A 26,641-nucleotide genomic window follows, 5' to 3' on the forward strand; every position below is an offset into this window, starting at 1 on the left:
CCTGCTGGCCCCCCCTGTCCGCCTTGCGTAGACAGGGGGCATGAGCACCGAACTTACCTATTCCGACGATCAGGCCGCCGCCTTTGACGCTGTGGCAGAGATGCTGCGCCATGCGGGCATTGATCTGGACGACAGCCTGTTGATGCCGCCGGCCGGCGGGGCCGAACAGGTGATGGCCGTGACCGGCAAGGCGGGGTCGGGCAAGACGCTGTTGTTGGCTGAACTGTATAGGGCTTTGGAAGCCGCAGGCGTTGAGGTCATCTCGGGCGATTACGAAAGCAAGAAGCGCAAGGACAAGCGCACGCTCGCCATTCTTGCACCGACCAACAAGGCCGCCAGTGTTCTGCGGTTGCGCGGCGTGCCTGCAACAACCATTCACCGCATTCTTTATACCCCTGTTTATGACCCCGAATATGAACGCATCGCCGAATGGCTGGCGGGGAACGGCGAACGCCCCGAAATTGAAGGGCTGACCGAGATATCGCTCGACCGCGCCGCGGCGTTTTATGCGAATAACAAATCTATCCCCGGTGCCTTGGCCGCTGCCGGTCTGCGCGGGTCGGATTTCATCACCGGCTGGAAACGGCGCGAGGAACCTTTGGACATCGGTTTTGTGGATGAATCCTCAATGTTGGATGACAAGCAGTTCGAAGACCTTAAGGAGATCTTTCCAACACTCTTGCTGTTCGGCGATCCGGCACAATTGGCCCCTGTGAACCAGTCCGGCACCATGGTCTTTGAGAAATTGCCAGAAGAGCGCGTGATGAACCTGAACCGGATTTTCCGGCAGGATGCGGGCAACCCGATCCTTGATCTGGCCCATGCGCTGGCCGATCCCGATTTGGGGTTTGAACAGTTCGAACGCATGATCGAAGAGGCGTCCAAGAAAGATGACCGCGTCGTTTGGGGACAACGGGTCGAAGTGGATCTGATGGCGCGTTCACCGGTGCTGGTGTGGCGCAACGCGACGCGCATCCGTCTGATCAATGCTTTCCGGTCGGTGCATAGCGCGCCCGAGGATGCGCTGCTGGCCGGTGAGCCGCTGATCTGTGATGGCATCGAACTGCCCTTGAAACACCGTAAGAAACGGCTGGACCTCGAAGCGCGCGGGTTGATCAAAGGGGCGCAGGTGATCTGGCTTGGTGACGGGCGCAAACCGGGGTTCAGCCGGTTGCATGTGATGGGCGCGGAAGACCCGCAGGTCAGCGCCGCGTCGATTGTGAAAATCGAAAAGCCTGACGAGGAGGAACCGTTTATTCCATTTGCAGCCCGTATGGGGGCCACCTTTTTGCATGGCGCGGCCGTGACCATTCACAAGGCGCAGGGTAGCCAGTGGGAAAACGTACAGGTATTTGCACCGGATCTATATGCTGCCGCCCGAATGGGCCGGATGGAGGCGGGACAGCCACTGTGGAAACGACTGGCCTATGTTGCCATCACACGTGCGCAGGAACGTCTGATCTGGGTTGTGCGCAACCGCTTGTCCAAGCCCAGCGGACCTTTGGTGGTGGATGACCTTAAATCGGTTCCAGCGGCCCCGTTGACACTGGACGCGCCGGAACCGGAACAGTTTCTTTAGATCACAGACAAACGGTTTTGTTCGATCAGCGGCGGAAAGCGGAAAATACGGCTGACGCGCCCCAACCGGCGGCAATGGCAATTGCCAGTGACATCAACCCGTATAAAAATGCGCTTTCGCGTGACATACGAAACAGCCAACGCTCCATGCCGACCTTGCGCACGAAAATGCTGGTTTCGTATTTGGAAATGACGTCGCCACCCCGCGTCAGAAAGATGCGTGTTTTATAATCGCCTTCGGTCAGGGCCGCGGGCAATTTGATCGCCGTGCGAAACAGCGTTTGTTCATCAACGCTGACCGTACCTTCGTTAAGCTGATATTGGTTTGATGCCGACTTGATACGGATCAGCGCTTGGGAAAAGCTTTCGCTGTCGGTGATATTCATCGGCGCGCCCACAGACCGGATCGCGCGGGGAATCGAAACGCTGTGACGCTGGTCCTCGGTTTCGGAAAGGGCCAGCCCCAGCACTGTGCTGGTCGATACGGCATAAAAGCTGGGGGCGTGATCCACCTCGACGGCGTCGACATTAACCCAGATGCCAAACCGCTTTTCCTTGCGCCGTACCGTCACCGGTTCGGACGGGCCGGCAACTGTGACAATCACTTGCAAACGTGGCTCGTCGGGGGCAGGGGCGTCCCGTTTCACCGCGCCGAAAATAAGGATTTCGGACCCGTCAAAGTTGGTGTTGATCGACACCTGATCGCTGCTGAGCCCCAGCACGATATCTTCTGCCCAGGCAGGCAGCGCGAGGAGCAGGGCGAATGCAAGAACCAAACCGCGCATCAGTGTCCGCCCGCCGCGCCAAGGGAATAGAGTTCTGAAGGCTGCAACAGCAGGTCCATCGCCAGCTTGCCGCAAACGCCCAGAACCATCATCGCCAATAGAATGCGCAGCTGTTCGGCTTTCATCTTGACGCCGATCCTTGCGCCAATTTGCGCGCCGATCACACCACCCACGAGCAAAAGGACAGCCAGCACAATATCAACGGTATAGTTGGTGGTGGCGTGCAGCATGGTCGTGAACGCGGTCACGAATATAATCTGGAACAGCGACGTTCCGACAACCACTTTGGTCGGCATGCCCAAGAGATAAATCATCGCCGGCACCATAATGAATCCGCCGCCAACACCCATGATCGCGGCCAGAATACCAACGGCAACGCCGACAAGCAGCGGGGGAATAACGGAAATATACAAACCTGAAACGCGAAATCGCATTTTGAAAGGCAGGCCGTGGATCCAGTTATGTTTCTTGCGCGGCGGGGCTTTGCCCTTTTTGGTATTTCGGATCGCATTGAGCGATTCCAGAAACATCAATCCGCCGATGACACCAAGGAAAACCACGTAACAAAGCTTGACCAGCAGATCGACCTGACCCTGCGCTTTGAGGTAGTTAAAAACCAGTACCCCCAGTGCCGCACCGACCAAACCGCCGATCAGCAGCACGGTGCCCATCCTGAGATCCACCGTCTTTCGCTTGAAATGCGCTAAAACGCCGGAGAAGGAGGATGCAACGATCTGGTTTGCTTCGGTTGCCACGGCCACCGCTGGCGGGATGCCGATGAAAAACAAAAGCGGCGTCATCAAGAAACCGCCGCCGACGCCGAACATACCCGAAAGGACCCCCACCAGTCCGCCCAGCCCCAGCAAGAGGAAGGCGTTGACCGATACTTCGGCGATAGGAAGATAGATTTGCATGAGTCCCCTTAGCGCGATGGTTGTATCAAATCAACGGTCCTTACGGTGCGTCACCGCAAAGGACCTATGGGTCGCGCAAACTGGCCTTATCGCGGCCGGTTTAGCGCTCTTTCACATATGGCTCTCCGCCTGCTCTTGGCGGGATCGCTTTGCCAACGAACCCTGCCAGAATAACCACCGTCATGATATAGGGCAGCGCCCCAAGCAACTGGCCCTGTACCTTCATGCCGATCACCGCTTCGATCACATCGGGACGGGTTTCAAGCGCGCCGAACAGACCAAACAACAGCGTCGCCCAAAGCGCATACCATGGCCGCCATTTGGCAAAGATCAGTGCGGCCAATGCGATAAATCCGCGCCCTGCTGACATGTCTTTGACAAAACCCGCCTGCAACGCGGTGCTAAGATAGGCACCCGCAATCCCGCAAAGCACGCCACAAATGGCAACAGCGGCATAGCGCAATCCAACAACGGAGATCCCAGCGGTATCTACCGAGGCGGGGTTTTCGCCCACGGCCCGCAGACGCAGACCAAAGCGGGTGCGATAAAGCAGCCACCATGTCAACGGCACGGCGGCGAACGCCATGTAAACAAGGATCGAATGGCCCGAAATCAATTCCGCATAAAGCGGCCCGATAAGGGGGACATCTGCGATGGCCTCTGCACCGGGCAGGGTAATCCCCTCGAAGCGGGCACCGCCCACCAAAGACGGGGTGCGCCCGCCCTGGCGGAACCAGTCCTGCGCGATAAGCACGGTCATACCTGCCGCGAGAAAGTTGATCGCCACACCCGAGATCAACTGGTTGCCGCGAAAGGTGATTGACGCGATCCCATGCAGGGCCGCAAGCGCAAGCGATGCGCCGACACCGGCAAGAAGACCGATCCAGACATTGCCGGTCAGCGAAGCGACCGCGGCAGAAAAGAACGCCGCCGCCAGCATCTTGCCCTCAAGACCGATGTCGAAAATACCGGCACGTTCACTGAACAATCCAGCCAGACAGGCCAGCAGCAGGGGCGTCGCAAGGCGCACGGTTGAATCCAGCAATTGGATAAGCGTGAGGTAATCCATTATTCCACGCCTCCCGTTTTGGCCATGCGCGCATTTCGCAAGGCAAGAAAGACCTTTTCAAGCGGCATGCGCACCATGTTGTCGAGCGCGCCGGTGAACAGGATCACAAGGGCCTGAATGACCACGATCAATTCACGCGGGATTGACGTCCACAGCGCTAGTTCTGCCCCGCCTTGATAGAGAAACCCGAACAGGATCGCCGCGATAAAGACACCAACAGGATGCGAACGCCCCATCAACGCGACCGCAATACCGATAAATCCGGCCCCCTCGGTGGAGTTCAGGACCAGCCGTTCGGCTTCGCCCATAACGTTGTTGGTTGCCATCAAACCGGCCAGCGCACCGGAAATGATCATGGCGATCATGGTGATTTTCACCGGCGAGATGCCCGCGTATTTTGCGGCGGATTCAGAATGCCCGTAGGCGCGGATTTCGTAGCCCAGCCGCGTGCGCCAGATCAGCACCCAAAGCGCGACACAGGCGGCGATTGCGACCAGCAGCGACACGTTTGCGGGCGCGGCTTTGGAAAACTCGATCCCCAAGGGGGCCAGCAAATCGTGCAGTGTTGGCAGGTTGGTCGCCTCGGGAAAACGGGCCGTGGCCGGATCCATGCTGCCCTTGGGACGCAACATGTTGACCAGTGCGTAATTCAGCAAAGCGGCCGCGATAAAGTTGAACATGATCGTTGTGATGACGATGTGACTGCCGCGTTTGGCCTGCAACCATGCAGGGATCGCGGCCCAGATTGCGCCGAACAACCCCGCCATCACCGCGGCACCGATCAGCGCCAGCGACCAATGGGGCCAAGGAATATAGAGACAGGCCAAAGCCACGCCCAAGCCCCCCAACATTGCCTGACCTTCGCCCCCGATATTGAACAGCCGCGCGTGAAAAGCGATGGCGACGGCCAACCCCGTGAACATAAAATTCGTCGCGTAATACAGGGTATAGCCCCAACCGTAGGTCGAACCAAGCGCACCGGTCACCATCAATTTTGCAGCCGCAACCGGATCTTCACCGATGGCCAAAACCACAAGCGCCGAGATGATGCCGGCAAGCAAAAGCGAAATCAGCGGCACAAGGACAACTTCGGCCCATTTTGGCATCACATCCATGCTATGTCCCCTTTGCAGCTTTTGCCGCATCCGTATCGGTGATGCCAGCCATCAGCAGCCCCAGTTCTTTCTCGTCGGTTTGATCCGGCAGCCGTTCACCCATCACCTGACCATCAAACATCACTGCAATCCGGTCGCTGAGGGCAAGGATTTCTTCCAGCTCGACTGAAACCAGAAGGATCGCTTTGCCTTGATCGCGCAGGGCGACGATTTGCTGGTGGATGAATTCAATCGCACCAATGTCGACGCCGCGTGTCGGTTGTCCGATGAGCAGCAGATCAGGGTTTCGTTCGATTTCCCGCGCCAGTACGATTTTTTGCTGATTGCCGCCCGAGAAATTCTTGGCCGCCAGTTTCGGATTTGGCGGGCGCACGTCGAAACGCTCCATCTTTTCGGCTGTGTCTTCGCGGATTGCGGCATTGTTCATTAACAGGCCCGTGCGGTAATCCGCGTCATGGTGATAGCCAAACGCAGTGTTTTCCCAGGCCTGGTATTCCATGATCAGCCCTTCGCGCTGGCGGTCTTCCGGCACATGGGCGATGCCGCGGGCACGTCGCGATTGCCCGTCCGACAAACGGCCCGTGAGGTCCAGCGCAACGCCGTTCAGCGTTACTTCGCCGGTGCCATCGGCATAGCCGCCCAACACCTCAAGCAGTTCCGATTGCCCGTTGCCCGCGACACCCGCAATGCCCAGCACCTCGCCGGCGCGCACCTGTAGATCAATACCGCGCAGACGCTCGACACCCTTATCGTCAATCACCCTAAGGCCCTTGACATCAAGCACGACGTCGCCCGGCGTTGCGGGTACTTTATCCACCCGTAACAATACCTTACGCCCGACCATCAGCTCGGCAAGTTCCGCCGGAGAGGTCTCTGACGTTTTAACCGTTGCGGTCATTTCACCGCGCCGCATGACCGAAACCGTATCCGTGGTTTCCATGATCTCGCGCAGCTTGTGGGTGATCAGAATGATTGTTTTGCCTTCGGATTTCAGCCGGTCGAGAATGCGAAACAACTGGTCCGCCTCGGCGGGGGTGAGCACGCCGGTGGGTTCGTCCAGAATCAGGATGTCGGCCTGTCGATACAGCGCCTTCAGGATCTCGACCCGCTGCTGCATGCCAACGCCGATGTCCTGGATCAGCGCATCAGGATCAACGTTCAATCCGTAGTCATTGGCCAGTTCCACCAGCGAACGGCGCGCTTTGGCCAGTGACGGTTTCAACAACCGCCCGTCTTCGGCACCCAGAATAATATTTTCGAGCACCGTGAAATTTTCAACCAGTTTAAAGTGCTGGAACACCATCCCGATGCCCGCGGCAATGGCCGCCTGACTGTCGGTGATTGCGGTCTTGGACCCGTTGATCCAAACCTCGCCTTTGTCAGCTTTGTAAAAGCCGTAAAGGATCGACATCAGCGTCGATTTCCCCGCGCCGTTTTCCCCGATGATCCCGTGGATCGTGCCGGGCATGACGCGGATCGAAATATCTTTGTTGGCCTGAACCGGACCAAAGGCTTTGGAAATGCCTTTGAGCTCGATCGCGGGAGCAGTGGAAGCGGCAGTTGCCTGCCGCTTCGCTGTAGTTTGGTCGCTCACTTAGAAGCTCAGTGCTGGGCAGGTATCGTCGGAGCTGTAGTCATGCACAGCCAGCGACCCATCCGCGATTTTCGCAGCAGCCGCATCAACAGCCGACTGCATGTCCGCGCTTACGAGGTCTTTGTTATGCTCGTCCATCGCATAGCCGACGCCACCGTTGGCGAGGGTCATGGTGAAGTTACCGGTCTCAAGGTCGGTGCCCTGCGACATCGCGTCAAAGACTGCATTGTCCACGCGCTTGAGCATGGAAGTCAGAACTTTGCCGGAGTGCAGGTGGTTCTGGTTGCTGTCCACGCCGATGGACAGGATGCCCTCGTCAGCTGCGGTTTGCAGAACGCCGACACCTGTACCGCCAGCCGCGGCAAAGACGACGTCGGAGCCTTGGGAAATCTGCGCTTTGGTCAGTTCGGAGCCTTTAACGGGGTCGTTCCAAGCGGCAGGCGTTGTGCCTGTCATGTTGGCGATGACTTTGACGTCTGCATTCGCCGCCACTGCACCTTGGGCAAAGCCGCAGGCGAATTTGCGGATCAGCGGGATGTCCATGCCACCGATAAAGCTAACGGTGCCGGTTTTGGACGCTTGCGCGGCCAGCATGCCAACAAGGTAGGAGCCTTCATGTTCCGCAAAACCGATGCCACGTACGTTGGGCAGGTCGAGCCAGTTCACATCGACAACCGCAAACTTGGTGTCTGGATAGTCAGGTGCGACTTGGCTCAAGGCGTCTGCAAACGCGAAACCGGTCATTACGATCGGGTTAGCACCTGCTTCGGCGAAACGGCGCAGAGCCTGCTCGCGCTGTGCTTCGGATTGCAATTCGATGTCGCGGAACGTGCCGCCGGTTTCTTCGGCCCAACGTGTGGCACCGGCAAACGCGGCTTCGTTGAAGGATTTGTCGAATTTGCCGCCAAGGTCGAAAATCAGCGCAGGTTCGGCCAATGCTGCACCGGCGCTCAATGCCATTGCGGCCGCGGCACCCATGAATTTGGTCATAAGGCTCATGTTATGTCTCCCAGTTTTTCAATGTTGGGGCAGGGCCAGCAGCGGCCCCTTGCCCGAGATCAGTCGATCAGGGGTAATTTAGGGCGCAGCGGGGGGGCAGGGTCAACCGCTTTCTGGCATGTGAAGACTTGAATCACCCGAGGTTATGTCGCGGCGCAGGACAATCGCATCAGCCGGCGCTGCATTTTTACGCGCATAATACGCACTGCGGCGGGCGATTTCGCTGAAACCCAAGGATAAATACAGCGCGTGGGCGGCATTGTTATCCGCGGTAACCTCCAGAAATGCGGTATCGGCAACCGGAGCGATTGCGGCCAGCCACTCCATTGTCAGGGTACGCCCGATCCCTTGGCGCTGGTGGGCTGGATCAACGGCAAGGGTCAAAAGCTCGGATTCGCCGGCAATGGTGCGCGCAAGGGCAAACCCCTGCGGCACCGCATAAAGCGCGACATAGGCGCTGGTTAAAAGAGATTCGAATTCGCAGGCCGCCCATGGTCGTTCGGTTTTAAAGGCAGCGTGATGCAGCGCCGACAGGTGCTGCGGGGTCACGTCAGAATCGCCGGCGCTTTGTCTCGGGCGGGCGCTGCGTCCGCGGGGCGCAGATAAAGCGGCGCAGGGCGGGCAGTTTCGGTGGTGAAACGCGTCGCCGTGATCCGCGCGATGGCCTGCGCGACAGGATAGGCCGGGGCATCGCCACCATGGCCGATCAGCGGACCGGTAAAGGCGGGCAAAGCGGCAAGATCTTTCAACGCCGGCGCGGTCTGTGTGGGTTGGCCATAGGTTTTGAAAAAAACCTGATCGCGCCGCCCATCCACAGCGCAGGCGCAAGGACCGGTCTGGCCGAACTGCAACGCGTCAAACGCAGAGACACCGACGGCTTCGATGCCAAGGCCCAAGGCCAGTCCGCGCGCGGCAGACACCGAAATGCGGATGCCTGTGAAATTCCCGGGGCCAATGCCAACGCCGATGGCATCCAATGCGCGGAATTCTACCCCCGCTTGCGCAAGCAGGTCCTGACATAGCCCCAAAAGCCGTTCCGCCTGACCCTTGGCCATCGGCTCTTGAGCGCTTTGCAGCACTTCATCGCCAGACAGCACAGCGGCCGCGCAATGCGCAGCCGAGGTGTCGAAAGCCAGTATCAGAGGGGACATAAGGACGCTCAGGCGACGGGGCGTACTTCGGTCACTTCGGGAATGTAGTGGCGCAGCAAGTTTTCGATGCCCATTTTCAAGGTCAGCGTAGATGACGGGCAGCCGGCGCAGGCCCCTTGCATATGCAGATAAACAACGCCGCGTTCGAACCCGTGGAACGTGATGTCGCCGCCGTCCTGAGCCACCGCAGGACGCACACGGCTGTCCAGCAACTCCTTGATCTGGCCGACAATCTCGCCGTCGTCACCGGTGTGTTCTGCATGGCCTGAGGTCGCTTGGTGATCCTCGCCCATCACCGGCTGGCCGGATTGGTAATGTTCCATGATCGCACCCAACAGCGCAGGTTTGATGTGGTCCCATTCAATCGAATCGGCCTTTGTCACGGTGACAAAATCGGTGCCAAAGAAAACGCCGGTGACACCATCAATGGCAAACAAGCGCAGCGCGAGTGGCGAGCCGCCCGCCGTATCCGCCGTTGGGAAATCGGCGGTACCGACTTCAAGCACGGATTGTCCCGGCAGGAACTTCAACGTGGCGGGGTTCGGAGTGGATTCGGTCTGGATAAACATGCTGCGCGTCCTTTGGATGTCTGGGGCTGATATGCGGATCAGACCTCGCATTTTCAAGTCTTGGAATCATTCTAAACCCATTGTGATGCAGGGTCCAGAGTTCAGGTAATCGCCTCAAGCCGCTCCTTGCTGAGATCGCCGGGCACAATGGTGATCGGCACAGGCAAGGTGCCAGCCGAGCGGGTCAGCTGGGTAACCAAAGGGCCGGGCCCCTTTTTCTTGTCCGAGGAGGCCCCCAGCACCAGCACCCCGATTTCGGGGTCATCCGCAATTTGTGCGATGATTTCATCTGCCGGTTCACCCTCGCGGATGACCAGTTCGGGGTCGACGCCCTGTTTGTCGCGCATCCATTTGGCAAACACCTCGAAATGAACTTCGATCCGCTCGCGGGCCTCTTCGCGCATGATGTCGCCCACTCCGATCCAGTGGTTGAACTCATCCGGCGGGATCACCGACAAAACCTCGACGCCACCGCCGGTGTGATTGGCTCTGAGTGCTGCAAAGCGCATCGCATTCAGACATTCGGTGCTGTCATCCAGCACAACGAGGAACTTACGCATTGTATTTCTCCTTGGACACGGATCATCGCAATTGCGCAGGGTCCGCGCAATCGTATTCTGTTTCTGGCCCTGTTGTTGTCGTCGCTTTGGTCCTAGCGTTCCGAGGCAGCCCAGTCCCAATACATCTCGCGTACACGGCGGGTCACGGGGTTTGCATTCGCGCCCACTTCGTAAACCGTATCGTCAAATGCCGCGACGGGGGTAACTTTCATCATATTCCCCGACAGGAACACCTCGTCGGCGTCGTGGAAATCGTTAAACGACAGCACCGCCTCATGCACCTGCATGCCGTCTGCCCGCATGTTGATCATATGACGTTCGCGGGTAATGCCCGCTAGAAAAGTACCGTTTGGCACGGGGGTGAAAACTTCGCCGTCCTTGACCATAAATACATTCGCGGACGCGGTTTCTGCAACATTTCCAATCGCATCCGCCACCAGTGCATTGCCGAAGCCCTTTGCACGTGCTTCGACCATCATCCGCGCGTTGTTGGGGTAAAGACAGCCCGCTTTGGCGTTGACCACATTGTCTTCAAGCACGGGACGGCGGAACCGCGTGCGGGTCAGGGTCGTTGCCGCCTCCGGCGGGGCCATCGGGATTTCTTCGAGTGAAATCGCGAAGCCTGTCGCGCCGGCGCGGGGCACAATGCCCAGTTCATCGCCCGCCAGCGCCCAATACATCGGACGGATATAAACCGGTTGGTTTCGCGCATAGCTGGCCAAACCTTCGCGCACCGTTGCCACCATATCTTCGGTACTGACGGTCGGTGTGATCATCAACGCTTCGGCTGAACGGTTGATCCGTGCGCAGTGTTTTTCAAGATCAGGCGACAGACCGTCAAACAGCCGCGCCCCGTCAAAGACGGTGGTGCCAAGCCATGCCCCGTGATCAGCGGCGTTGATGACCATGCGGTCACCATCATGCCATGCGCCGTCGTAATAGGTTTTGATATTGGTGCCGGTTGCCATGTTCGATCCTTGCTGGTCAGTCGGGGGCGCTGCGGTAGATGCCTTCGGGCAGGTTCAATGCCGCTGTCAGGTCGCGCAGTTGCTCGGGGGAAAGGGTGATCTTTGATATTGTATCGGTGCGTGGATCCCATTGTTCAAATGTGATCTGGCTTGCAAAGGCCTGCACCGTCACGTCCTCGCGCAAAGGTGTACCGCCTTCATCGACAAGCGTGATGACCGAGGCATCAAATTCGTGTTCTATTGTAAACATGTTGGGAAACTGTGCTTTTCGGCGGATCATTGCAAGGTCGCTTTGCAAAGATATACGTTCGGGCTGGTCCCCCGCAGCTGCCATGCTAACATGGTATATCGCACGACTGTGAAAAAGGACGGACTGATGATCAAACAGACGCTCATGGCCCTTGCCGCCGCCGCTTTGCTTGCTGGCTGCGACGTGGCACCGGTTGGGCAGGCCCCGACAGCGCCTGTGCCTTCACCGTCCACGACCCCTGCAATGTCGGCAAATCAGGCGGCTCGCAGTTTCGTGCGCGTTGTGCAAACGCTTGAACCTGTGGCAGAGCGTGAATGCCGCGCGCGCACATCCGGGGTGAATTGCGATTTCAACATCGTGGTCGATGATCGCCCCGGTCAGCCTGCTAACGCATTTCAAACGCTGGATAAAAACGGGCGGCCTGTTGTGGCGTTTACATTGGCACTGATCGCGGATGCCCGTAACGAGGACGAATTGGCCTTTGTCTTGGGCCATGAAGCGGCCCACCATATTGGCGGCCACATCGCGCGGCAGCAGCAAAACGCTGTGGCAGGGGCGGTGATATTTGCGGGCCTCGCGACCCTGTCCGGTGGCGGTGCCGAAGCTGTGCGAAGTGCGCAAAAGCTGGGGGCCGAAGTGGGCGCGCGCAGCTATTCAAAAGACTTTGAGCTGGAGGCGGATGCGCTGGGCACGATTATCACCAAACGCGCCGGATATGACCCCCTGCGCGGGGCCGAGTTCTTTACCCGCATCCCCGATCCCGGTGACAAATTTCTTGGCACACATCCGCCGAATGCCTCGCGGATCGACGTGGTGCGGCGGACTGCTGCGGGGCTTTGACGTGCAGCGCCGCTATGTTGTGTTTCAAGGATAACTGCTGAAACCGATGGTTAAGTTGATTAAACTGGGCAATATCCTGACCGATCGCGGTTCCAAATACGCGGTGTCGGGGGCGGCTGTGCTTGATCGTAGCGATGTCGATGCGGTGCTGAAATCCCTCAAACGGGACAAGGCCTATGCCAAGGCAACCCATAATACATGGGGCGTACTGTTGCCGGACGGCGTACCGCTAAAAGGCGATGACGGGGAGTCCGGTGCCGGCATGGTGATCCTGCGGATGCTGGAGCGCGAAGCGCTGCACGGCCATGTGATCATCGTGACCCGTTGGTATGGCGGGAAACATTTGGGCGGCGACCGGTTCCGCCACGTACAAACCTGTGTCAGCGCCTATCTAGACGCCCATGCTGCAAATGCTGATCGCGATGGCGCCAAACAGACAGGTTGAGGCGACCAGCACAAAGCTGTGCCAGATCGCGTTCTGATAGGGCATGCCGGGATGCGCATAGACGCGTGTGCCCGCAGAATAGGTTAGCCCGCCGATCACCACCAGCGCCACAACCATGCCATCCAGATGCTGCCACATCGGCCAGATCAACAGCGCTGACAGCCAGCCCATCAGCAAATATAGCGCCAGCGATCCCTTTGCATCAGTGGGCCAGAATGACAGCTTTGCAATGGCCCCCAAGGCGGCCAGCGCCCAGACAAGCCCCAGCACCCCATAGGCAAAGCTGGATCCGATCACGACCACGATGGGCGTATAGGACCCCGCGATTTTAAGATAGATCGCCGCGTGGTCAATCCGGTGCAACATCGGGCGCATGCGGTCCAGCGGGCACATGTGATACAGCGCCGATGCGCCGAAGGCGAGGATCAGACAGGCGGCATAAAGCGCCGTCGCGGCGAGTTCAGCCGATGATTTCTCTGCCGCGCGTCCCATCAGGACCATGCAGGCCGGTATCGCCAACAGCAGACCCGCCGCATGTACCGCCCCATCCGCGAGCGTTTCTGGTTTGGAATAAGGATAGGCCATGACACGGGCCTATCACCCTTGCGTAAACATCTTATGGTGTCAGCGGGCGGGGTATGTTTTCAAATTTAGCGTATCTGTGCGGGTACGATGCCCTTAGCGCGGTTTGTTACTGTCGATCCAGCGTGACATCAGGGTGCGGTCGCGAAAACACTCCGGCGGCACCTCACTGCGTTTCAGCCGCGCAATACGTTCGGCAAACCCCACTTGTTTGGAGGAAGGATATTCCGAAAACCGCCCTTGCGGGGCGGGGGGCTTATGCGCGTCGATCCACTTGGACAGGGCCGCACGGTCTGCGGCGATGTTACCCGGCAGCGGTTGTTTCGACTTTGCCGCTAGCGTTTTGGCATAGGCCAGCTGTTTCTGCGTCGCCGGCAACGGCGCGGCCGCTTGCTCGGCGTTGGGCTGCACGGGCGTCGCCCCTTGGGAAGGAGAGAACAGACCGGGAAATGTTGGTTGAAAAGACATCGTATGCTCCTCTTCTTAACGTTGGTTAAGGTATAGAACATAAGTGGAACAAATTCAAGTGTTCTCGATTTGTGCTGGTTTTGCGGCGAGCCGAAACAGCGCGTGCCGTGCAGTGGCAGACCGCGGGGTGGCGCATCTGGGCTATCGATCTGGTAGTTTATAAAGGCGGTGGGGCAGTGGTGAAGTTGCAGCTTGGCACTGCAAGGTCGCTAGGTCCTCTTTAGGACAGCGAGCCAGCACAAAGGGCGAAAAACGCTGAGAGATTTAATGCACGCCGAAGCGGAACAACCCTAGTTCGGATGTGTCTTGGGCACTGGTTGGTCCGTGTTACGTAAAATGGCCAAGGACCTCCCTCAAACAACCCGCCCCCACAAATCATACTCGCCTGCTTCCTCGACCTCGACCGTCACGATATCCCCCACCGACAGGGCATTAAACCCCTCGTCAATAAACAGGTTGCCGTCGATCTCGGGTGCATCCGCCTTTGTCCGGCAAGTTGCGGCCTCGTCGTCGATCTCGTCAACGATCACATCAATCCGGCGACCGACCTTTGCTTCCAGCTTGGCTTCCGAAATTGCCTGCGCCTTTTCCATAAAGCGGTTCCAGCGGTCCTGTTTCACGTCGGTATCCACATGATCGGGCAGGGCGTTTGAACGTGCGCCTTCGACGTTTTCGTATTGAAAGCAACCCACACGGTCCAACTGTGCCTCGTCCAGCCAATCCAGCAGGGTCTGGAACTCTGCCTCTGTCTCGCCCGGATAGCCGACGATGAAGGTGGAGCGCAGCGTGATATCGGGGCAGGTGTCGCGCCAGGCGGCGATTTCGTCCAGTGTTTTGGCCGCTGCCGCAGGGCGGGCCATGCGTCTAAGGACATCGGGGTGCGCGTGCTGGAACGGGATATCCATATAGGGCAGCACCAGCCCTTCGGCCATCAGCGGGATCAACTGGCGCACATGCGGGTAGGGATAGACATAGTGCAGCCGCACCCAAGCGCCCAAAGAGCCCAGATCACGCGCCAGATCGGTGATATGCGCGCGGTGGCCGCGGTCCTCGGCATGTTTGATATCGACCCCGTAGGCAGAGGTGTCCTGGCTGATCACCAGCAATTCCTTGACGCCGTTATCGACCAACCGTTCGGCCTCGCGCAGCACGGCATGGGCAGGACGCGATTGCAACCGCCCGCGCATGTCGGGGATGATGCAAAACTTGCACTTGTGGTTACAGCCTTCGGAAATTTTGAGATAGCTGTAGTGGCGCGGCGTGAGGGAGACCTGTTGCGCAGGCAACAGATCGATAAAGGGGTCGGGCGACGGTGGCACGGCGCTGTGCACGGCATCCAGCACCTGTTCGTATTGATGTGGCCCGGTCACGGCAAGGATCTTGGGGTGATGTTCGCGGATGTAGTCAGGTTCGGCCCCCAGACATCCCGTCACAATCACCCGCCCGTTTTCGTTCAGCGCTTCACCGATGGCATCAAGGGATTCTGCCTTGGCTGAATCGAGAAACCCGCAGGTATTCACAATCACCGCATCCGCACCGGAATAATCGGGCGACACGCCATACCCTTCGGCCCGCAGGCGCGTCAGAATACGTTCGCTGTCGACCAAAGCTTTGGGGCAGCCCAAGGATACCATGCCGATGGACGGCTGGCCCGGGCGGGAGGGATTGCTGATTTTGGCTTTGGGGGCCAGATCAGGGCGCAGATTGGGTGGGTTTGTGCTCATGAATGTGGCTATAGTCGATGCAAAGCGGCTGGGAAAGCCCAAGGGTGCAAGAGGGAAGCGCGATGAAATGGATCATAAGAGGGCTGGGCGTTCTGGCACTGATTGCCGTGATTGCGGTGGTGGGTGTGCTGATGTTGCCGGCGGAGCGGATCGCGCGGATCGCATCGGATCAGTTGACGCGGCTGACGGGGCGCTCTGTGACAATCAGCGGCGATGTGTCCATGACCTTTTGGCCGGTGCTGGGGGTCAGTGCGGGTGGGCTGGAGGTCGGTAATGCCGATTGGGCCAAAGAGGGCGCGATGTTTTCGACAGCGCAGGCGGCGATTGGCGTGGATGCCAGCGCGTTGCTGCGCGGTGAAATCAGGATCACCAATGTCGAAGCCACCAGCCCGACGATCCGTTTGCAAAGCCGCAAGGACGGAAGGGCCAACTGGGTCTTTACCGATGCTGACGGTGCTGCACAGATCGAGACGGAAAATACCCCGTCCAAACCCGCCACACCGTTGACCATTGAACGGCTGGTGATCCGTGATGCGGCACTGATCTATGATGCGGAAGGGGCGGATCTGGTGTCTTACGCCGGTGTTGATCTGACGCTGGACTGGCCGGAGAAAGACGGTGCGGCGCAAATCGGGGCGGCGTTGCGCCCGGCCGGGCAGGTGGTCAAGCTTGACGCGACAATCGACCAGTTTGCCGGTTTTCTTGATGGACAAGTACAGCCGGTCACCCTTGCGCTGAATGCTGCAGGCGGCGGGCTGACGCTCAAGGGGCGTGCCTCGCTTGCCGGTGCGGTTGCGGGGGCACTTGCCCTTGAAACCTCGGATACGGGCGCGTTTCTGGGAGCCTTGGGGGCGGGCGGCGTGGAGTTACCCAAAGGTTTGGGCCAAAGCATGCAAACCCGCGCCGACATTACCCTGACACCGGACCGCCGCTTGGCTCTGCGCAATCTGGTGTCCGATCTGGGTGGCAATACCCTGCGCGGTGCTGCGGATATCGAACTGGACGGCACACCGCAGATCAATGCGCAATTGCAAGCGGGGGAATTGAACCTTGCGGTGCTGGCATCCGGTGGCGGGGAAAGCGGCGGTGCAGCAGCGGATGGATGGTCGCGCACACCTATTGTTGCGGCGGGGTTGTCGGCGTTTAACGGAGCGATTGCGTTGAACGCGGACAGCATTGATCTGGGCACGCTGAAACTGGGTAAAACGCGCAGCCTGCTCACCAATGACCGGTCGCGGATGGTATTTGAGCTGCGCGAAGTGCAGGCCTATAGCGGTTTGTTTACCGGTGAATTTGTCATGAACAACCGCAGCGGCCTGTCGGTTGGCGGCAAACTGCGGGCGGATGATGTGCAGATACGCGATCTGTTAAACGATCTGGCTGGATTGACGCGGTTTACAGGACTGGGCGACGCGGAGGTGTCTTTCCTTGGGGTGGGGCAAACCCTTGATGCGATCATGCGGTCCTTGTCCGGCAAAGGCGCAATCAATCTGGGCCGTGGGTCGATCGAAGGGATTGATCTGGATGACCTGCTGGGGTCATTCGATGTGCAAGGGGGCACGACCGTTTTTGATGCGCTCACAGGTACGTATGTGATCGACAAAGGGGTGGTGAACAACACGGACCTCAAAATGTTGCTGCCGAACTTTGAGGCAACGGGTGCCGGGTTGGTGAACCTCGGGGCGCAAACGCTTGATTACACCGTCACGCCCAAAGCGTTGCGGGTAAACAAAGACCGCGGTTTGGCTGTGCCTGTGCGGATATCGGGGCCTTGGAGTGATCCAAAAATTAGTGCGGACGTGAAGGCGGTCATTGATCTGAATTTTCGCGAAGAGGTCGACCGTGCCGAAGAGAAAGCGAAGCAGAAAATTGAGCAAAAACTGGAAGAGGAGCTGGGGCTGACGCGACAGGATGGTCAATCGGTCGAGGATGCCGTGAAAGACAGGCTTGAGGACAAGTTGAAGAAAGAGTTGTTCAAGATTTTCGATTAGGCGTTAATCCTGCGTCTACTTTGATTTGGGAGATTGCGGCACGCGTTTCCTGCCCGCCAATACGACGCCCGAATTATGGCTGCGCCAGCTTTACGGATCCAAATCTGCGCTGGATGGGGGGGAGTGCGACGTAAGGTGGCAGATGGGGACAGGATCGTTGGATGTCCGGCGTTTGAGGCCGATGTGCGCCGGCGCGGGGGCCGTGCGGTGCGAAACGGGACAATGCATGTGGTGTTCTGCAATCATAAAGATTTGCGGTTGATCGAGTAGGCCATTTCCCTGAAAGGAAATGGGGCAGGACTTTTGCAAAAGTCTTGGGGTTTCGCATGGGGTAAGGCTGCGTTAGATGTCTGCCCTGAACGCGCGACAGGAGACGCCCCATGGCCAACGATCTTTTCAACAGTTTCATGACCGGTCCCGACGAAAAAGGCCGCTTTGGTGACTTCGGGGGGCGTTTCGTCTCCGAGACACTGATGCCTCTGATCCTTGAGCTGGAAAAGCAATACGAGATCGCCAAGACGGACGAAAGCTTCTGGGCAGAAATGCACGATCTGTGGACGCATTATGTTGGCCGCCCCAGCCCGCTTTATTTTGCCGAAAGGCTTACGGAAAAGCTGGGCGGTGCCAAGGTCTATATGAAGCGCGACGAGTTGAACCACACGGGCGCGCATAAGATCAACAACGTTCTGGGCCAGATCATTCTGGCGCGCCGGATGGGCAAAAAGCGCATCATCGCCGAAACAGGTGCCGGCCAGCACGGCGTTGCCACGGCGACGGTTTGTGCCAAGTTCGGGTTGAAATGCGTGGTCTATATGGGCGCGCATGACGTCGAGCGTCAGGCCCCCAATGTATTCCGTATGCGTCTGTTGGGCGCAGAAATTGTTCCCGTCACGTCTGGGCGTGGCACGTTGAAAGACGCGATGAACGATGCGCTGCGCGATTGGGTCACCAACGTGCGCGATACCTTCTATTGCATTGGTACGGTTGCGGGGCCGCACCCCTATCCGGCGATGGTGCGTGATTTCCAAAGCATTATCGGCAAGGAAGTCCGCGAACAGATGACGGCCGCAGAGGGGCGTCTGCCTGACACAGTGATTGCTGCGATTGGCGGCGGGTCCAACGCGATGGGGCTGTTCTATCCGTTCCTTGATGACAAGGAAGTGGGCATCATCGGTGTCGAGGCGGGCGGCAAAGGCGTGAACGCGAAGATGGAGCATTGCGCATCGCTCACGGGCGGGCGTCCGGGCGTGTTGCACGGCAACCGGACCTATCTGTTGCAGGATGATGACGGGCAAATTCTGGAAGGGTTCAGTATTTCGGCCGGTCTTGATTATCCGGGCATCGGGCCAGAACACGCGTGGTTACACGAAATCGGCCGCGCTAAATATGTGTCGATCACGGATAAGGAAGCCTTGGAAGCGTTTCAGGTGTCCTGTGAGTTGGAGGGGATTATTCCAGCGCTCGAACCGTCCCATGCCTTGGCCCATGTGATGAAGATTGCGCCGGAACTGCCCAAGGATCACATCATCTGCATGAACATGTGCGGGCGCGGTGACAAGGACATCTTTACCGTGGCAAAGGCGCTTGGTTTCGAGATGGGTGAGTTTGCCTGACCCGCGGCTGGACTGTTTGACTAGGGGCTGGGTTAAAACCGCTGGCAGGTTTTCCGGCTAATGCTGCACTACAGTATATAGGGCCAAAAAGAGGAAGGGCGCGGGGGGAAACCTGCGCCCTTTGTCTTGTTCAGCGACCGGTTAGAGCGTGTTTCTGCAAGATCTCCAGCGGCACGATTTCCAACGCGCGTTGGTGGGTTGCTTCAAGGTGGACATCAGGGCCGCACCCCTCGTCGGCGGCTTGCAGGAACCGGCCGGCACAGAGGCACCAGGGATCGCCTGGCTTTAGTCCGGCAAAACCGAATTCGGGGCGTGGCGTGCTAAGGTCATTGCCGACATATTTTGAATAGGCGAGGAATTCAGCGGTCATGACGGCGCAGACGGTATGGCTGCCTTGGTCTGCGTCACAGGTATTGCACATGCCATCACGGAAGAAACCGGTAACAGGATCGGTGCCACAAATCACGAGCTGGCCGCCCAGAACATTTATGCTTTCATCAGGGTTCATAATTTTTCTCGGTCATTTACCTTTTTGGGTTTTGGCAATCTGGCGGAACATGTCGATGTTTTGCTGTGCAACACCTTCCTCGCGGAACTTGCGGTCTGCGGCATTGGTCGCAATGACGACGTTTCGTGCCGTATCGATATAAATGTATTGGCCATAAATACCCCGCGCCATGTATTCGCCTGCTGCCGCCCCTGCGGGGATCCACCATTGATAGCCATAGCCGATTTCGCCCGTCTTGGTCGGAGCGCTGGGCACGGTGGAGGCGTTGACCCAGTCGGCCGGTACGATTTGTTGACCCTGCCATTGCCCGCCCTGAAGAAACATCTGGCCGAACCGCGCATAGTCGCGGGTTGTGATGTTCAGACCGCCCAGCACGAAGGCCGTGCCGACACCGTCGGTCAGATAATAGGGCTCGTGTTCAAGCCCCAGCGGTGTGATTACTTTTTCGCCAAGCAGGTCCGCGATGGAACGGCCAGTTGCCCCGCGCACGACCATGCCGACCACATGGGTGTCGATTGACACATATTTCCATTCCGCGCCGGGGGCGGCAAAGGTATCCGTCAGCTCGGCAGTGAAATCGTCCATTTTGCCGCCAAGTGCCAGAATGCGACCCATGCGGTTGATATCGGAGTTCTTGTCCAGATAGTCCTCGTCAAAGGTCACGCCGCTGGCCATGTTCAGCACATGGCGCAGGCTGGCCCCGTCATAGGCCGTGCCCTTGAGACGGGGTGCATATTTGGTGACAGGGTCGTCGATGGATGTGATCGTGCCCTCATCAATCAGGATGCCCACCAATGCAGAAAGATAGCTTTTGGCGACGGACCAACTGATCCGCCGATCCTCCGGTTGGGTGCCATGAAAATAGTTCTCATACGTGATTGCGCCGTCTTTCAGTATCACAAGCGCCGTGACGTTACGCTCTTTGACCCATGTGTCGACAGCAGCTGGCGGGGTGTATGCGTCGCCATAAGTCAATGTGCTGGTCGGCCCCGCGCCGCGATCCACAGGTGTGTTCAGGAAGGCGGTATTCATATTGCTGAAATTGTGAACAATCTTGTCCTGCGAAAACAGCGAATTCACCGCCAGCAAACGGGTGATTTCCTCGCGTTTCCACAGGCCGACGGCCGCAGCGACCAACACCAGCACCAGCAGGATCCGCCCCAGCCATTTCCCGAATTTGCGCATCTGTCACTCCTGCGTTGCTTTAAGGATCACTCAATCACAGGTGAACCCGCTTAGCTAGCATAGGCCCATTTGACCCAGCGTCCGTGGAAATCCGCGCGGCCAAGATCAAGGGTCAGATCACCGGGCCAAAGCCGCAATGTCAGGGCTGCACCGACCTTGCCGGTTGTATCGCCGTCGGTTTCCATCGACAGCCATGCCAGCGGGCGATGCGCCGTGGCTTGCGCGCCGGCGGCTTCGATCAATGCTGTGCCTCTGGCTTGCACCGCAGCGGGGAAATACTGCCATGCAACCGTGTGCTGGATCAGGTGCAACCGGCCTTGCGGCGCGCTTGCAAGACGCGGGCCGAGCCAGTCGATCGCGTCGCCCTGTTCGGGGGACGTGGTGGCGACCGATGCGGCCGCGCGGGTCATGCGCAGGCGGTCCGGCTGATCGGCCCACAGATAGGCGGTCAGGCGTAGCAGATGGTCCGCGCGGGTTGGGTCCAGCGGGTTCAGATCCACGCCTGCGCGATCCGCGATGTCCGGGCTGGCCTTTGGCGGCGGCGCACCGGTCCATTCAGGGGACAGCAGGACCGCCGGCATTTCGGGTCCAAACCGGGTTCCGTCGACGTCTAGCGCGTATTGATCCCACATCAGGTTCAATCCACCGCTTGCCCCCAGTTCGGACAGGTGGATCGGCAAATCGAAATGCTGCAATGCCACATGGGCGCCGGCAATCAACGCGCCTGACCTGCGCACTTCGTTTGTTTGGGGCGGGCTGCTTACCCAGTCGAGCAGGAAATCCTGATGCGTTTCCAAAGCGGCAAGCACGCCGGTCCGCAGGGCGGCATCCGTTGCACGATGGGGCGGGTAAAGCCGGGCCAGTTCCGGTGCTGCATTGCTCAGGACCAGCGCGTGCAACCCGCCGGCGATCCGCAGGGGAAGGGAATGACCGGCAGGTCCGATATCACCGGTAAACCCCGCAAACTTGCGGCCAAGCGCGCTGTCCGTCGGCCAGTCAGCGGCAAGAATCGTCAACAGTTGCCCCATGAAAGGCGAGTCCATCCGCGTGCAGGTGTCGGCCTGAGCGGCGAAAGCCTCGGAGAGGCTCATTTGAAGCGCTCCATCAGTTTTTGCATGGGCGATTTGGCGGCCTCGGCCGCGGGTGCCTGTTCAGGTGGGGCGGGTTTTTCAACAGGCTTGGGGCGTTTGGTGCCGGTGCTTGAGCGGGGCGGGTTCACCCGCATCGCCACGGCGTTCAAAAACTTGGAGGTGTCGCCCGCTGCCAGATCGGCAGCCCCGTCGCTGATACCGCGCAGTACATCGTCCAGCCAGACCTCGTCGGCCTTGGGGAAATCACGCAATACGAAACTGGGTACGGCATCTTTGTGCCCGGGGTGGCCCACGCCCAGCCGTACGCGGTCATACTCCGGCCCGATATGCGCGTGGATCGAACGCAAACCGTTGTGCCCTGCGTGACCGCCACCGGTTTTGCATTTGACCTTGGCGGGGGCGAGATCAATTTCGTCGTGCAAGACGATCACATCCGACGGTTCCAGCTTGTAAAAACGCATTGCGGCCTGCACCGATTGCCCTGACAGGTTCATAAATGTTTCGGGTTTCAGCAGCACAGCGCGATCCGAGCCAAAGCGCCCCTCGCTGATGCTGCCCTGATGTTTGCCTTTCCACGGGCCAAATCCGTGATCCGACGCGATCCGGTCCAATGCCATAAATCCGATGTTGTGACGGTTGCGGGCGTATTTGGCCCCCGGATTGCCAAGACCGACGATCAGTTTCATGAGAATGCTCCGTTCGCTTTTTGCACATACTAGCAGGCGCGCGCCCGAAGCTAAATGCCTGCGATGCAGACCCGGTAAATGCAAAACGGGGCCGCAAATGCGACCCCGTTTCAGTTCCTCTTGTGAGAGAGGCTATGGCTTATTCACCGTCTGGTGGACCCATTTCTGTCGTTGGCACTTCGTCTGCATCAACATCATCGTCGTCGTCAGCAGAGGCCAGACCGGAAGGCGCGGACACCTGTGCGATCACGAAATCACGGTCGATTGTCGGCTTGGCACCCTCGGGCAACTTCACATCGGAAATTGTCAGGTTGTCGCCGATTTCGAGGTTGGTGATGTCGATGACAAGGCTTTCAGGAATGTCAGCCGCAGTCACAACCAGTTCAACTTCTGGACGGACCAGGTTCAATGTCCCGCCCTTTTTCAGGCCAACACATTCTTCTTCACCCTGAACTTCAACGTTGATGAACAGGTTGATCTTTGTTGTACGCTTGAGGCGCATGAAGTCGACGTGCGTTGGCAGGTCTTTAACAACATGGCGCTGAACGTCGCGGCAGATAACGCGCACGTCATCGTGGCCTTCGACTTTCATGTTGAACAGGGTGGATTTGAATCGGCCCTTGCGCAGCATGGTCAGCAGCTTGTTGAAATCAAGGGTGATCGGCAGCGGGTCAACATCGCCACCAAAAACAATGCCTGGTACCAAGCCATCACGACGTGCCTGACGAGCGGCGCCCTTGCCTGTCCCCGTCCGTTCCTGGGCGATAAGATCTGGAATCTCTCCGGCCATTTGTATTCTCCAATATGTTAGGGCGGGAATCCTCCAAGGCTGTATCCCCGCGTGAAGCCGTGCGCATAGACGGTTTTTGGCTCTGAGAAAAGGGCAAAAAGGTCCAAGCCTGCTTGGCATTGCATTTGCGCTGTGCAAAGTCCGGTTGATGTCACTGAAACATGATTTTTTCCTCTCGCGCAAACCCTTGGCCGGTTTCATGGCAATCGGCGCGGCATGGGCGACGTATTTTGCGCAGATGCCGGTGATCAAGGCACAGGTCGGCGCAACCGACGGGCAGTATGGTGTGGCTTTGCTCATGGCCGCCTTCGGGGCAATTGCCGCGATGTGGCTGGCACCGGCATGTCGTCGCGTCGCCGGCGGGTATGCCGTGCCTTTGGGGATCGGTTTCATTGCCGTTGGGATGTTGGCCGCGGGGGCGTCGACCACTCTTGTGGCTTTGACTGCGGCGATGATGCTGGCCTCCACCGGATCGGGTGTGGTGGATGTTTTGGTCAATGCGCGCGTGTCCGAGATCGAGGAAACCAGCGGGCGGGCTCTGATGAACCTTAATCACGCGCTTTACGCTTTTGCGTATGCCGCAGGCGCATTGGCCACCGGCGCAATGCGACATGCAGGCTTTGGGCCGTCCGTGGTATTTGCCGTGCTGCTGGCCATCTTGCTGCTGCTCGCATGGGGCGCACGTGACACGGCACCGACCGCAGAACCGGAAGCGCAGGGCGACACCGGCACGGCACCGCTGACGGTTGTGCTGTTGGCGGGCGGCATCGTTCTGATGGCCTTCCTGACGGAAGCTTCAACCGAAGGTTGGTCTGCCCTCCATCTGGAACGCACGCTGGGGGGCGGGCCGGGGCAGGGTGCCTTGGGACCCGCCGCGCTGGGGCTGATGATGGGAATGGGCCGGTTGGGTGGTCATGCGCTGGCAGGGCGGGTGCGCGATACCACGTTGATGATGATCGCCACGCTGGTTTCTGCCGGCGGTGTTGCGATTGCGGGGCTTGCACCGACCGTGATGATGGCCCTTGCAGGGTTCGCAATTGCGGGTCTGGGAATTTCGGTTGTGGTGCCGCTGGTCATGGCGCTGGTCGGTCGCGTGGTGCCACACGCACAGCGGTTGATCGCAATCAGCCGCGTGTCCGTCATCGGCTATGGCGCGTTCTTTTTCGGCCCTCCGTTGATGGGGCTGGTGGCTGAAGGGTTCGGTCTGCGCATCGCTTTTATCACGGTCGCAGCGCTGTTGGGGATGACCGCGATCATGTTGATCCCCGCCCTGGCGCGGCGCGCGGACTAAGCTTGGGGCGTGACCAGATGGCCCTTTGCCTCCATCACCGCATCATAAAGCATGAAATCTTCCGCCCGCGCCTCACGCAAAAGCGCCAATGTTTCATCACCCAAAGGGGCGTCGATCAAGGGAGAAACGTTTTTGGGTGTAATTTCAACCGGATGCTGAAGGTGTTCTGACAGGAACATCAAAAACGCTTCTTGGTGTTCATAGGCAAACACATGATCTGCCATCACCCGTGTCTTGCCATCGGTCAGAAAACTAAACTGTCGCCCGATCTGCGCCCGCTCGGGCGGTTTGTCCGACACAACTTCGCGCACGAATTGGTCAAAACTGATCCCCTTGGTGCTTTGCTTGGTGCCATCCAGCCGCTTTTGACTGCGGTATTTGTACCAGCTGCGGATCTGGTCGACGGGTTCGCGCATCACGGCGACTGACGCGGGGCGCACCCCGAACGTATCCTCAAGGAAGGGCGCGATTTTATTGGCATAGCGCACCGCCGTAATGTGTTTGCGGTTCTTCGAAAACACAATTTCGGCGCGCGGCTTTAACGCCATTTCCACAGCGGTCGTGCCGGTCTTGGGGGTGGCAAGGAACGTGATCTTATGGCGCAGGAATACAAGCATGCTGCCAGACCTATCCCAGCCTCAGGTTTTCTGCCAGCGCCCGCCGAAATCTTCAGGGATCAGCAGGTTGTGCCGCCCCAGATTTGCAACATTGGTTTCGCCGCACAGCGCCATGGTGGTGTCCAGTTCTTTGTGAATCACCTCAAGGGCGGTCTGCACACCCTTTTGCCCCATTGCGCCCAAACCATAGACAAAGGCACGCCCGATCATGGTACCTTTGGCCCCCATGGCAAGCGCCTTCAACACGTCCTGACCAGAGCGGATGCCGCTATCAAGATGTACCTCGACCTGATCCCCGACCGCGTCCAGAATGGAGGGCAGAGCAGAGATCGAGCTGACCGCCCCGTCCAATTGCCGCCCGCCGTGATTAGAGACAACAATCGCGTCTGCGCCCACCTTTAGCGCCATTTTAGCGTCCTCGGCGTCCAGAATGCCCTTGAGGATCACCTTGCCGCCCCATTGTTCCTTGAGCTTGGCAATCTTGGCCCAATCGAGCGTCAAATCAAACTGTTCCGCCGTCCATGCCCCGAGACTGGAGGCATCGGAAATGCCGTGCACATGCCCGACGATATTGCCGAATTCGCGCCGCTTGGCTTGCAGCATTTCAATGCCCCACGCCCATTTGGTTGCGAGGTTCAGGATGGTTTTCGGGGTAAGTTTCGGCGGGGCGGACAGGCCGTTTTTCAGATCCTTGTGCCGCTGCCCCAGTATTTGCAGATCAAGCGTGATCACCAGTGCGGAACAATTCGCATCCTTGGCCCGCTGGATCAGCCGCTTGATATAATCGTCGTCTTTCATCGTATAAAGCTGGAACCAGAATGGCGCATTTGTCGCCTCTGCCACATCTTCGATGGAGTTGATGGACATCGTCGACAGGGTGAAGGGAACGCCAAAGGCCTTGGCCGCTTTCGCTGCCTTGATCTCGCCATCCGCATGCTGCATGCCGGTCAACCCGACAGGGGCCAGCGCCACTGGCATCGCCACATCCTGTCCGATCATCTGCCCCGCTGTGCTGCGCCCCGACATATCAACGGCAACGCGCTGACGCAGACGTAGCTTGTCGAAATCAGAGGTGTTCTCGCGGAATGTCTGCTCTGTCCAGCTGCCGGATTCGCAATAGTCATAAAACATGCGCGGGACGCGACGTTCGTAAATCCGCTTAAGGTCGCCGATATTGGTGATGACAGGCATACGGGTGCTCCACATTGGTCATCTTTACTTACCAATCCGGTGCGCGTCGGTCAATTCGCGGATTTAT

The 26,641-nt window shown here is 58.6% G+C and carries 28 protein-coding genes; 6 read left to right on the plus strand and 22 right to left on the minus strand.

The features are described 5' to 3' along the window. Positions 1–40 precede the first annotated feature (40 nt). The gene (locus tag Z947_RS0108745; RefSeq protein WP_025043924.1) at positions 41–1,579 is read left to right on the plus strand and encodes an ATP-dependent DNA helicase; all 1,539 of its coding nucleotides are present in this window, start codon (positions 41–43) and stop codon (positions 1,577–1,579) included. A gap of 25 nt (positions 1,580–1,604) precedes the next feature. Here the strand turns inward: Z947_RS0108745 and Z947_RS0108750 are convergent, their stop codons facing one another. The 12 genes from Z947_RS0108750 to Z947_RS0108805 form a co-directional block, all read right to left on the minus strand. Next, positions 1,605–2,363: a TIGR02186 family protein gene (locus Z947_RS0108750; protein ID WP_037938815.1), complete on the minus strand. Its 759-nt coding sequence runs from the start codon at positions 2,361–2,363 to the stop codon at positions 1,605–1,607. Next, on the minus strand, positions 2,363–3,277 hold the full coding sequence (locus Z947_RS0108755; RefSeq protein WP_025043926.1) for a sulfite exporter TauE/SafE family protein: 915 nt from the start codon (positions 3,275–3,277) through the stop codon (positions 2,363–2,365). The genes Z947_RS0108750 and Z947_RS0108755 overlap by 1 nt, the downstream gene beginning before the upstream one ends. A gap of 100 nt (positions 3,278–3,377) precedes the next feature. Next, on the minus strand, positions 3,378–4,346 hold the full coding sequence (locus tag Z947_RS0108760; RefSeq protein ID WP_025043927.1) for an ABC transporter permease: 969 nt from the start codon (positions 4,344–4,346) through the stop codon (positions 3,378–3,380). After that, the gene (locus Z947_RS0108765) at positions 4,346–5,461 is read right to left on the minus strand and encodes an ABC transporter permease (protein WP_025043928.1); all 1,116 of its coding nucleotides are present in this window, start codon (positions 5,459–5,461) and stop codon (positions 4,346–4,348) included. The genes Z947_RS0108760 and Z947_RS0108765 overlap by 1 nt, the downstream gene beginning before the upstream one ends. A gap of 1 nt (position 5,462) precedes the next feature. Then, positions 5,463–7,055, minus strand: coding sequence for an ABC transporter ATP-binding protein (locus Z947_RS0108770; protein ID WP_025043929.1), 1,593 nt, complete (start codon positions 7,053–7,055; stop codon positions 5,463–5,465). Continuing rightward, positions 7,056–8,054, minus strand: coding sequence for a BMP family lipoprotein (locus tag Z947_RS0108775; protein ID WP_025043930.1), 999 nt, complete (start codon positions 8,052–8,054; stop codon positions 7,056–7,058). Positions 8,055–8,156: 102 nt separating this feature from the next. Beyond that, positions 8,157–8,603 (minus strand): GNAT family N-acetyltransferase, encoded by a 447-nt coding sequence (locus tag Z947_RS0108780; protein WP_025043931.1) that lies wholly within the window; start codon positions 8,601–8,603, stop codon positions 8,157–8,159. Further along, complete coding sequence (gene tsaB / locus Z947_RS0108785; RefSeq protein ID WP_025043932.1) at positions 8,600–9,205, minus strand: tRNA (adenosine(37)-N6)-threonylcarbamoyltransferase complex dimerization subunit type 1 TsaB; 606 nt, start codon at positions 9,203–9,205, stop codon at positions 8,600–8,602. Before tsaB ends, Z947_RS0108780 begins: the two co-directional genes overlap by 4 nt. An 8-nt stretch (positions 9,206–9,213) precedes the next feature. After that, positions 9,214–9,774 carry a NifU family protein gene (locus Z947_RS0108790; RefSeq protein ID WP_025043933.1) on the minus strand — a complete coding sequence of 187 codons (561 nt, stop codon included), beginning with the start codon at positions 9,772–9,774 and terminating at the stop codon, positions 9,214–9,216. Positions 9,775–9,875: 101 nt separating this feature from the next. Then, positions 9,876–10,334: a universal stress protein gene (locus Z947_RS0108795; protein ID WP_025043934.1), complete on the minus strand. Its 459-nt coding sequence runs from the start codon at positions 10,332–10,334 to the stop codon at positions 9,876–9,878. A gap of 92 nt (positions 10,335–10,426) precedes the next feature. Beyond that, complete coding sequence (locus Z947_RS0108800) at positions 10,427–11,302, minus strand: branched-chain amino acid aminotransferase (RefSeq protein ID WP_025043935.1); 876 nt, start codon at positions 11,300–11,302, stop codon at positions 10,427–10,429. 16 nt (positions 11,303–11,318) lie between these two features. After that, the gene (locus Z947_RS0108805) at positions 11,319–11,552 is read right to left on the minus strand and encodes a hypothetical protein (protein WP_025043936.1); all 234 of its coding nucleotides are present in this window, start codon (positions 11,550–11,552) and stop codon (positions 11,319–11,321) included. A 126-nt stretch (positions 11,553–11,678) separates the two neighbouring features. Here Z947_RS0108805 and Z947_RS0108810 point away from each other — a divergent pair, with 126 nt between their 5' ends. Together Z947_RS0108810 and Z947_RS0108815 are read left to right on the plus strand one after the other, a co-directional pair. Beyond that, positions 11,679–12,392 (plus strand): M48 family metallopeptidase, encoded by a 714-nt coding sequence (locus Z947_RS0108810; RefSeq protein WP_025043937.1) that lies wholly within the window; start codon positions 11,679–11,681, stop codon positions 12,390–12,392. A 46-nt stretch (positions 12,393–12,438) separates the two neighbouring features. Further along, on the plus strand, positions 12,439–12,837 hold the full coding sequence (locus Z947_RS0108815; protein ID WP_179453270.1) for a YigZ family protein: 399 nt from the start codon (positions 12,439–12,441) through the stop codon (positions 12,835–12,837). On the opposite strand, the gene trhA is transcribed toward Z947_RS0108815, so the two are convergent. The 3 genes from trhA to rimO form a co-directional block, all read right to left on the minus strand. Continuing rightward, positions 12,784–13,422 (minus strand): PAQR family membrane homeostasis protein TrhA, encoded by a 639-nt coding sequence (gene trhA, locus Z947_RS0108820; RefSeq protein WP_025043939.1) that lies wholly within the window; start codon positions 13,420–13,422, stop codon positions 12,784–12,786. The two genes, Z947_RS0108815 and trhA, sit on opposite strands and share 54 nt — an antisense overlap. A 93-nt stretch (positions 13,423–13,515) precedes the next feature. Continuing rightward, complete coding sequence (locus Z947_RS0108825; RefSeq protein ID WP_025043940.1) at positions 13,516–13,887, minus strand: hypothetical protein; 372 nt, start codon at positions 13,885–13,887, stop codon at positions 13,516–13,518. A 353-nt stretch (positions 13,888–14,240) separates the two neighbouring features. After that, on the minus strand, positions 14,241–15,611 hold the full coding sequence (gene rimO / locus Z947_RS0108830) for a 30S ribosomal protein S12 methylthiotransferase RimO (RefSeq protein ID WP_025043941.1): 1,371 nt from the start codon (positions 15,609–15,611) through the stop codon (positions 14,241–14,243). A gap of 62 nt (positions 15,612–15,673) precedes the next feature. Between rimO and Z947_RS0108835 the strand changes: the two genes are divergently transcribed. Then, complete coding sequence (locus Z947_RS0108835; protein ID WP_025043942.1) at positions 15,674–17,602, plus strand: AsmA family protein; 1,929 nt, start codon at positions 15,674–15,676, stop codon at positions 17,600–17,602. Positions 17,603–17,982: 380 nt separating this feature from the next. Beyond that, on the plus strand, positions 17,983–19,215 hold the full coding sequence (gene trpB, locus Z947_RS0108840) for a tryptophan synthase subunit beta (RefSeq protein WP_025043943.1): 1,233 nt from the start codon (positions 17,983–17,985) through the stop codon (positions 19,213–19,215). A 130-nt stretch (positions 19,216–19,345) separates the two neighbouring features. Here the strand turns inward: trpB and Z947_RS0108845 are convergent, their stop codons facing one another. From Z947_RS0108845 to Z947_RS0108865, 5 genes are all read right to left on the minus strand, one after another. After that, positions 19,346–19,723, minus strand: coding sequence for a DUF2237 family protein (locus Z947_RS0108845; protein ID WP_025043944.1), 378 nt, complete (start codon positions 19,721–19,723; stop codon positions 19,346–19,348). A gap of 12 nt (positions 19,724–19,735) precedes the next feature. Then, positions 19,736–20,908 (minus strand): serine hydrolase domain-containing protein, encoded by a 1,173-nt coding sequence (locus tag Z947_RS0108850; RefSeq protein WP_025043945.1) that lies wholly within the window; start codon positions 20,906–20,908, stop codon positions 19,736–19,738. A gap of 50 nt (positions 20,909–20,958) precedes the next feature. Beyond that, positions 20,959–21,999, minus strand: a complete 1,041-nt coding sequence (locus tag Z947_RS0108855; protein ID WP_025043946.1) for a DUF2332 domain-containing protein — start codon at positions 21,997–21,999, stop codon at positions 20,959–20,961. Continuing rightward, entirely contained in the window at positions 21,996–22,685 is a 690-nt protein-coding gene (pth, locus tag Z947_RS0108860; protein ID WP_025043947.1) for an aminoacyl-tRNA hydrolase, read from the minus strand. Before pth ends, Z947_RS0108855 begins: the two co-directional genes overlap by 4 nt. A 139-nt stretch (positions 22,686–22,824) precedes the next feature. Next, positions 22,825–23,475, minus strand: a complete 651-nt coding sequence (locus Z947_RS0108865; protein ID WP_025043948.1) for a 50S ribosomal protein L25/general stress protein Ctc — start codon at positions 23,473–23,475, stop codon at positions 22,825–22,827. A gap of 148 nt (positions 23,476–23,623) precedes the next feature. On the opposite strand from Z947_RS0108865, the gene Z947_RS0108870 reads away from it, so the two are divergent. Beyond that, the gene (locus tag Z947_RS0108870) at positions 23,624–24,766 is read left to right on the plus strand and encodes an MFS transporter (RefSeq protein WP_025043949.1); all 1,143 of its coding nucleotides are present in this window, start codon (positions 23,624–23,626) and stop codon (positions 24,764–24,766) included. On the opposite strand, the gene Z947_RS0108875 is transcribed toward Z947_RS0108870, so the two are convergent. Both Z947_RS0108875 and Z947_RS0108880 read right to left on the minus strand, forming a co-directional pair. After that, positions 24,763–25,383: a hypothetical protein gene (locus tag Z947_RS0108875; protein WP_025043950.1), complete on the minus strand. Its 621-nt coding sequence runs from the start codon at positions 25,381–25,383 to the stop codon at positions 24,763–24,765. The two genes, Z947_RS0108870 and Z947_RS0108875, sit on opposite strands and share 4 nt — an antisense overlap. A 21-nt stretch (positions 25,384–25,404) precedes the next feature. Continuing rightward, positions 25,405–26,574, minus strand: a complete 1,170-nt coding sequence (locus Z947_RS0108880) for an alpha-hydroxy acid oxidase (RefSeq protein ID WP_025043951.1) — start codon at positions 26,572–26,574, stop codon at positions 25,405–25,407. Positions 26,575–26,641: the final 67 nt, after the last annotated feature.

It is taken from the genome of Sulfitobacter geojensis (assembly GCF_000622325.1).
Lineage (GTDB): Bacteria > Pseudomonadota > Alphaproteobacteria > Rhodobacterales > Rhodobacteraceae > Sulfitobacter > Sulfitobacter geojensis.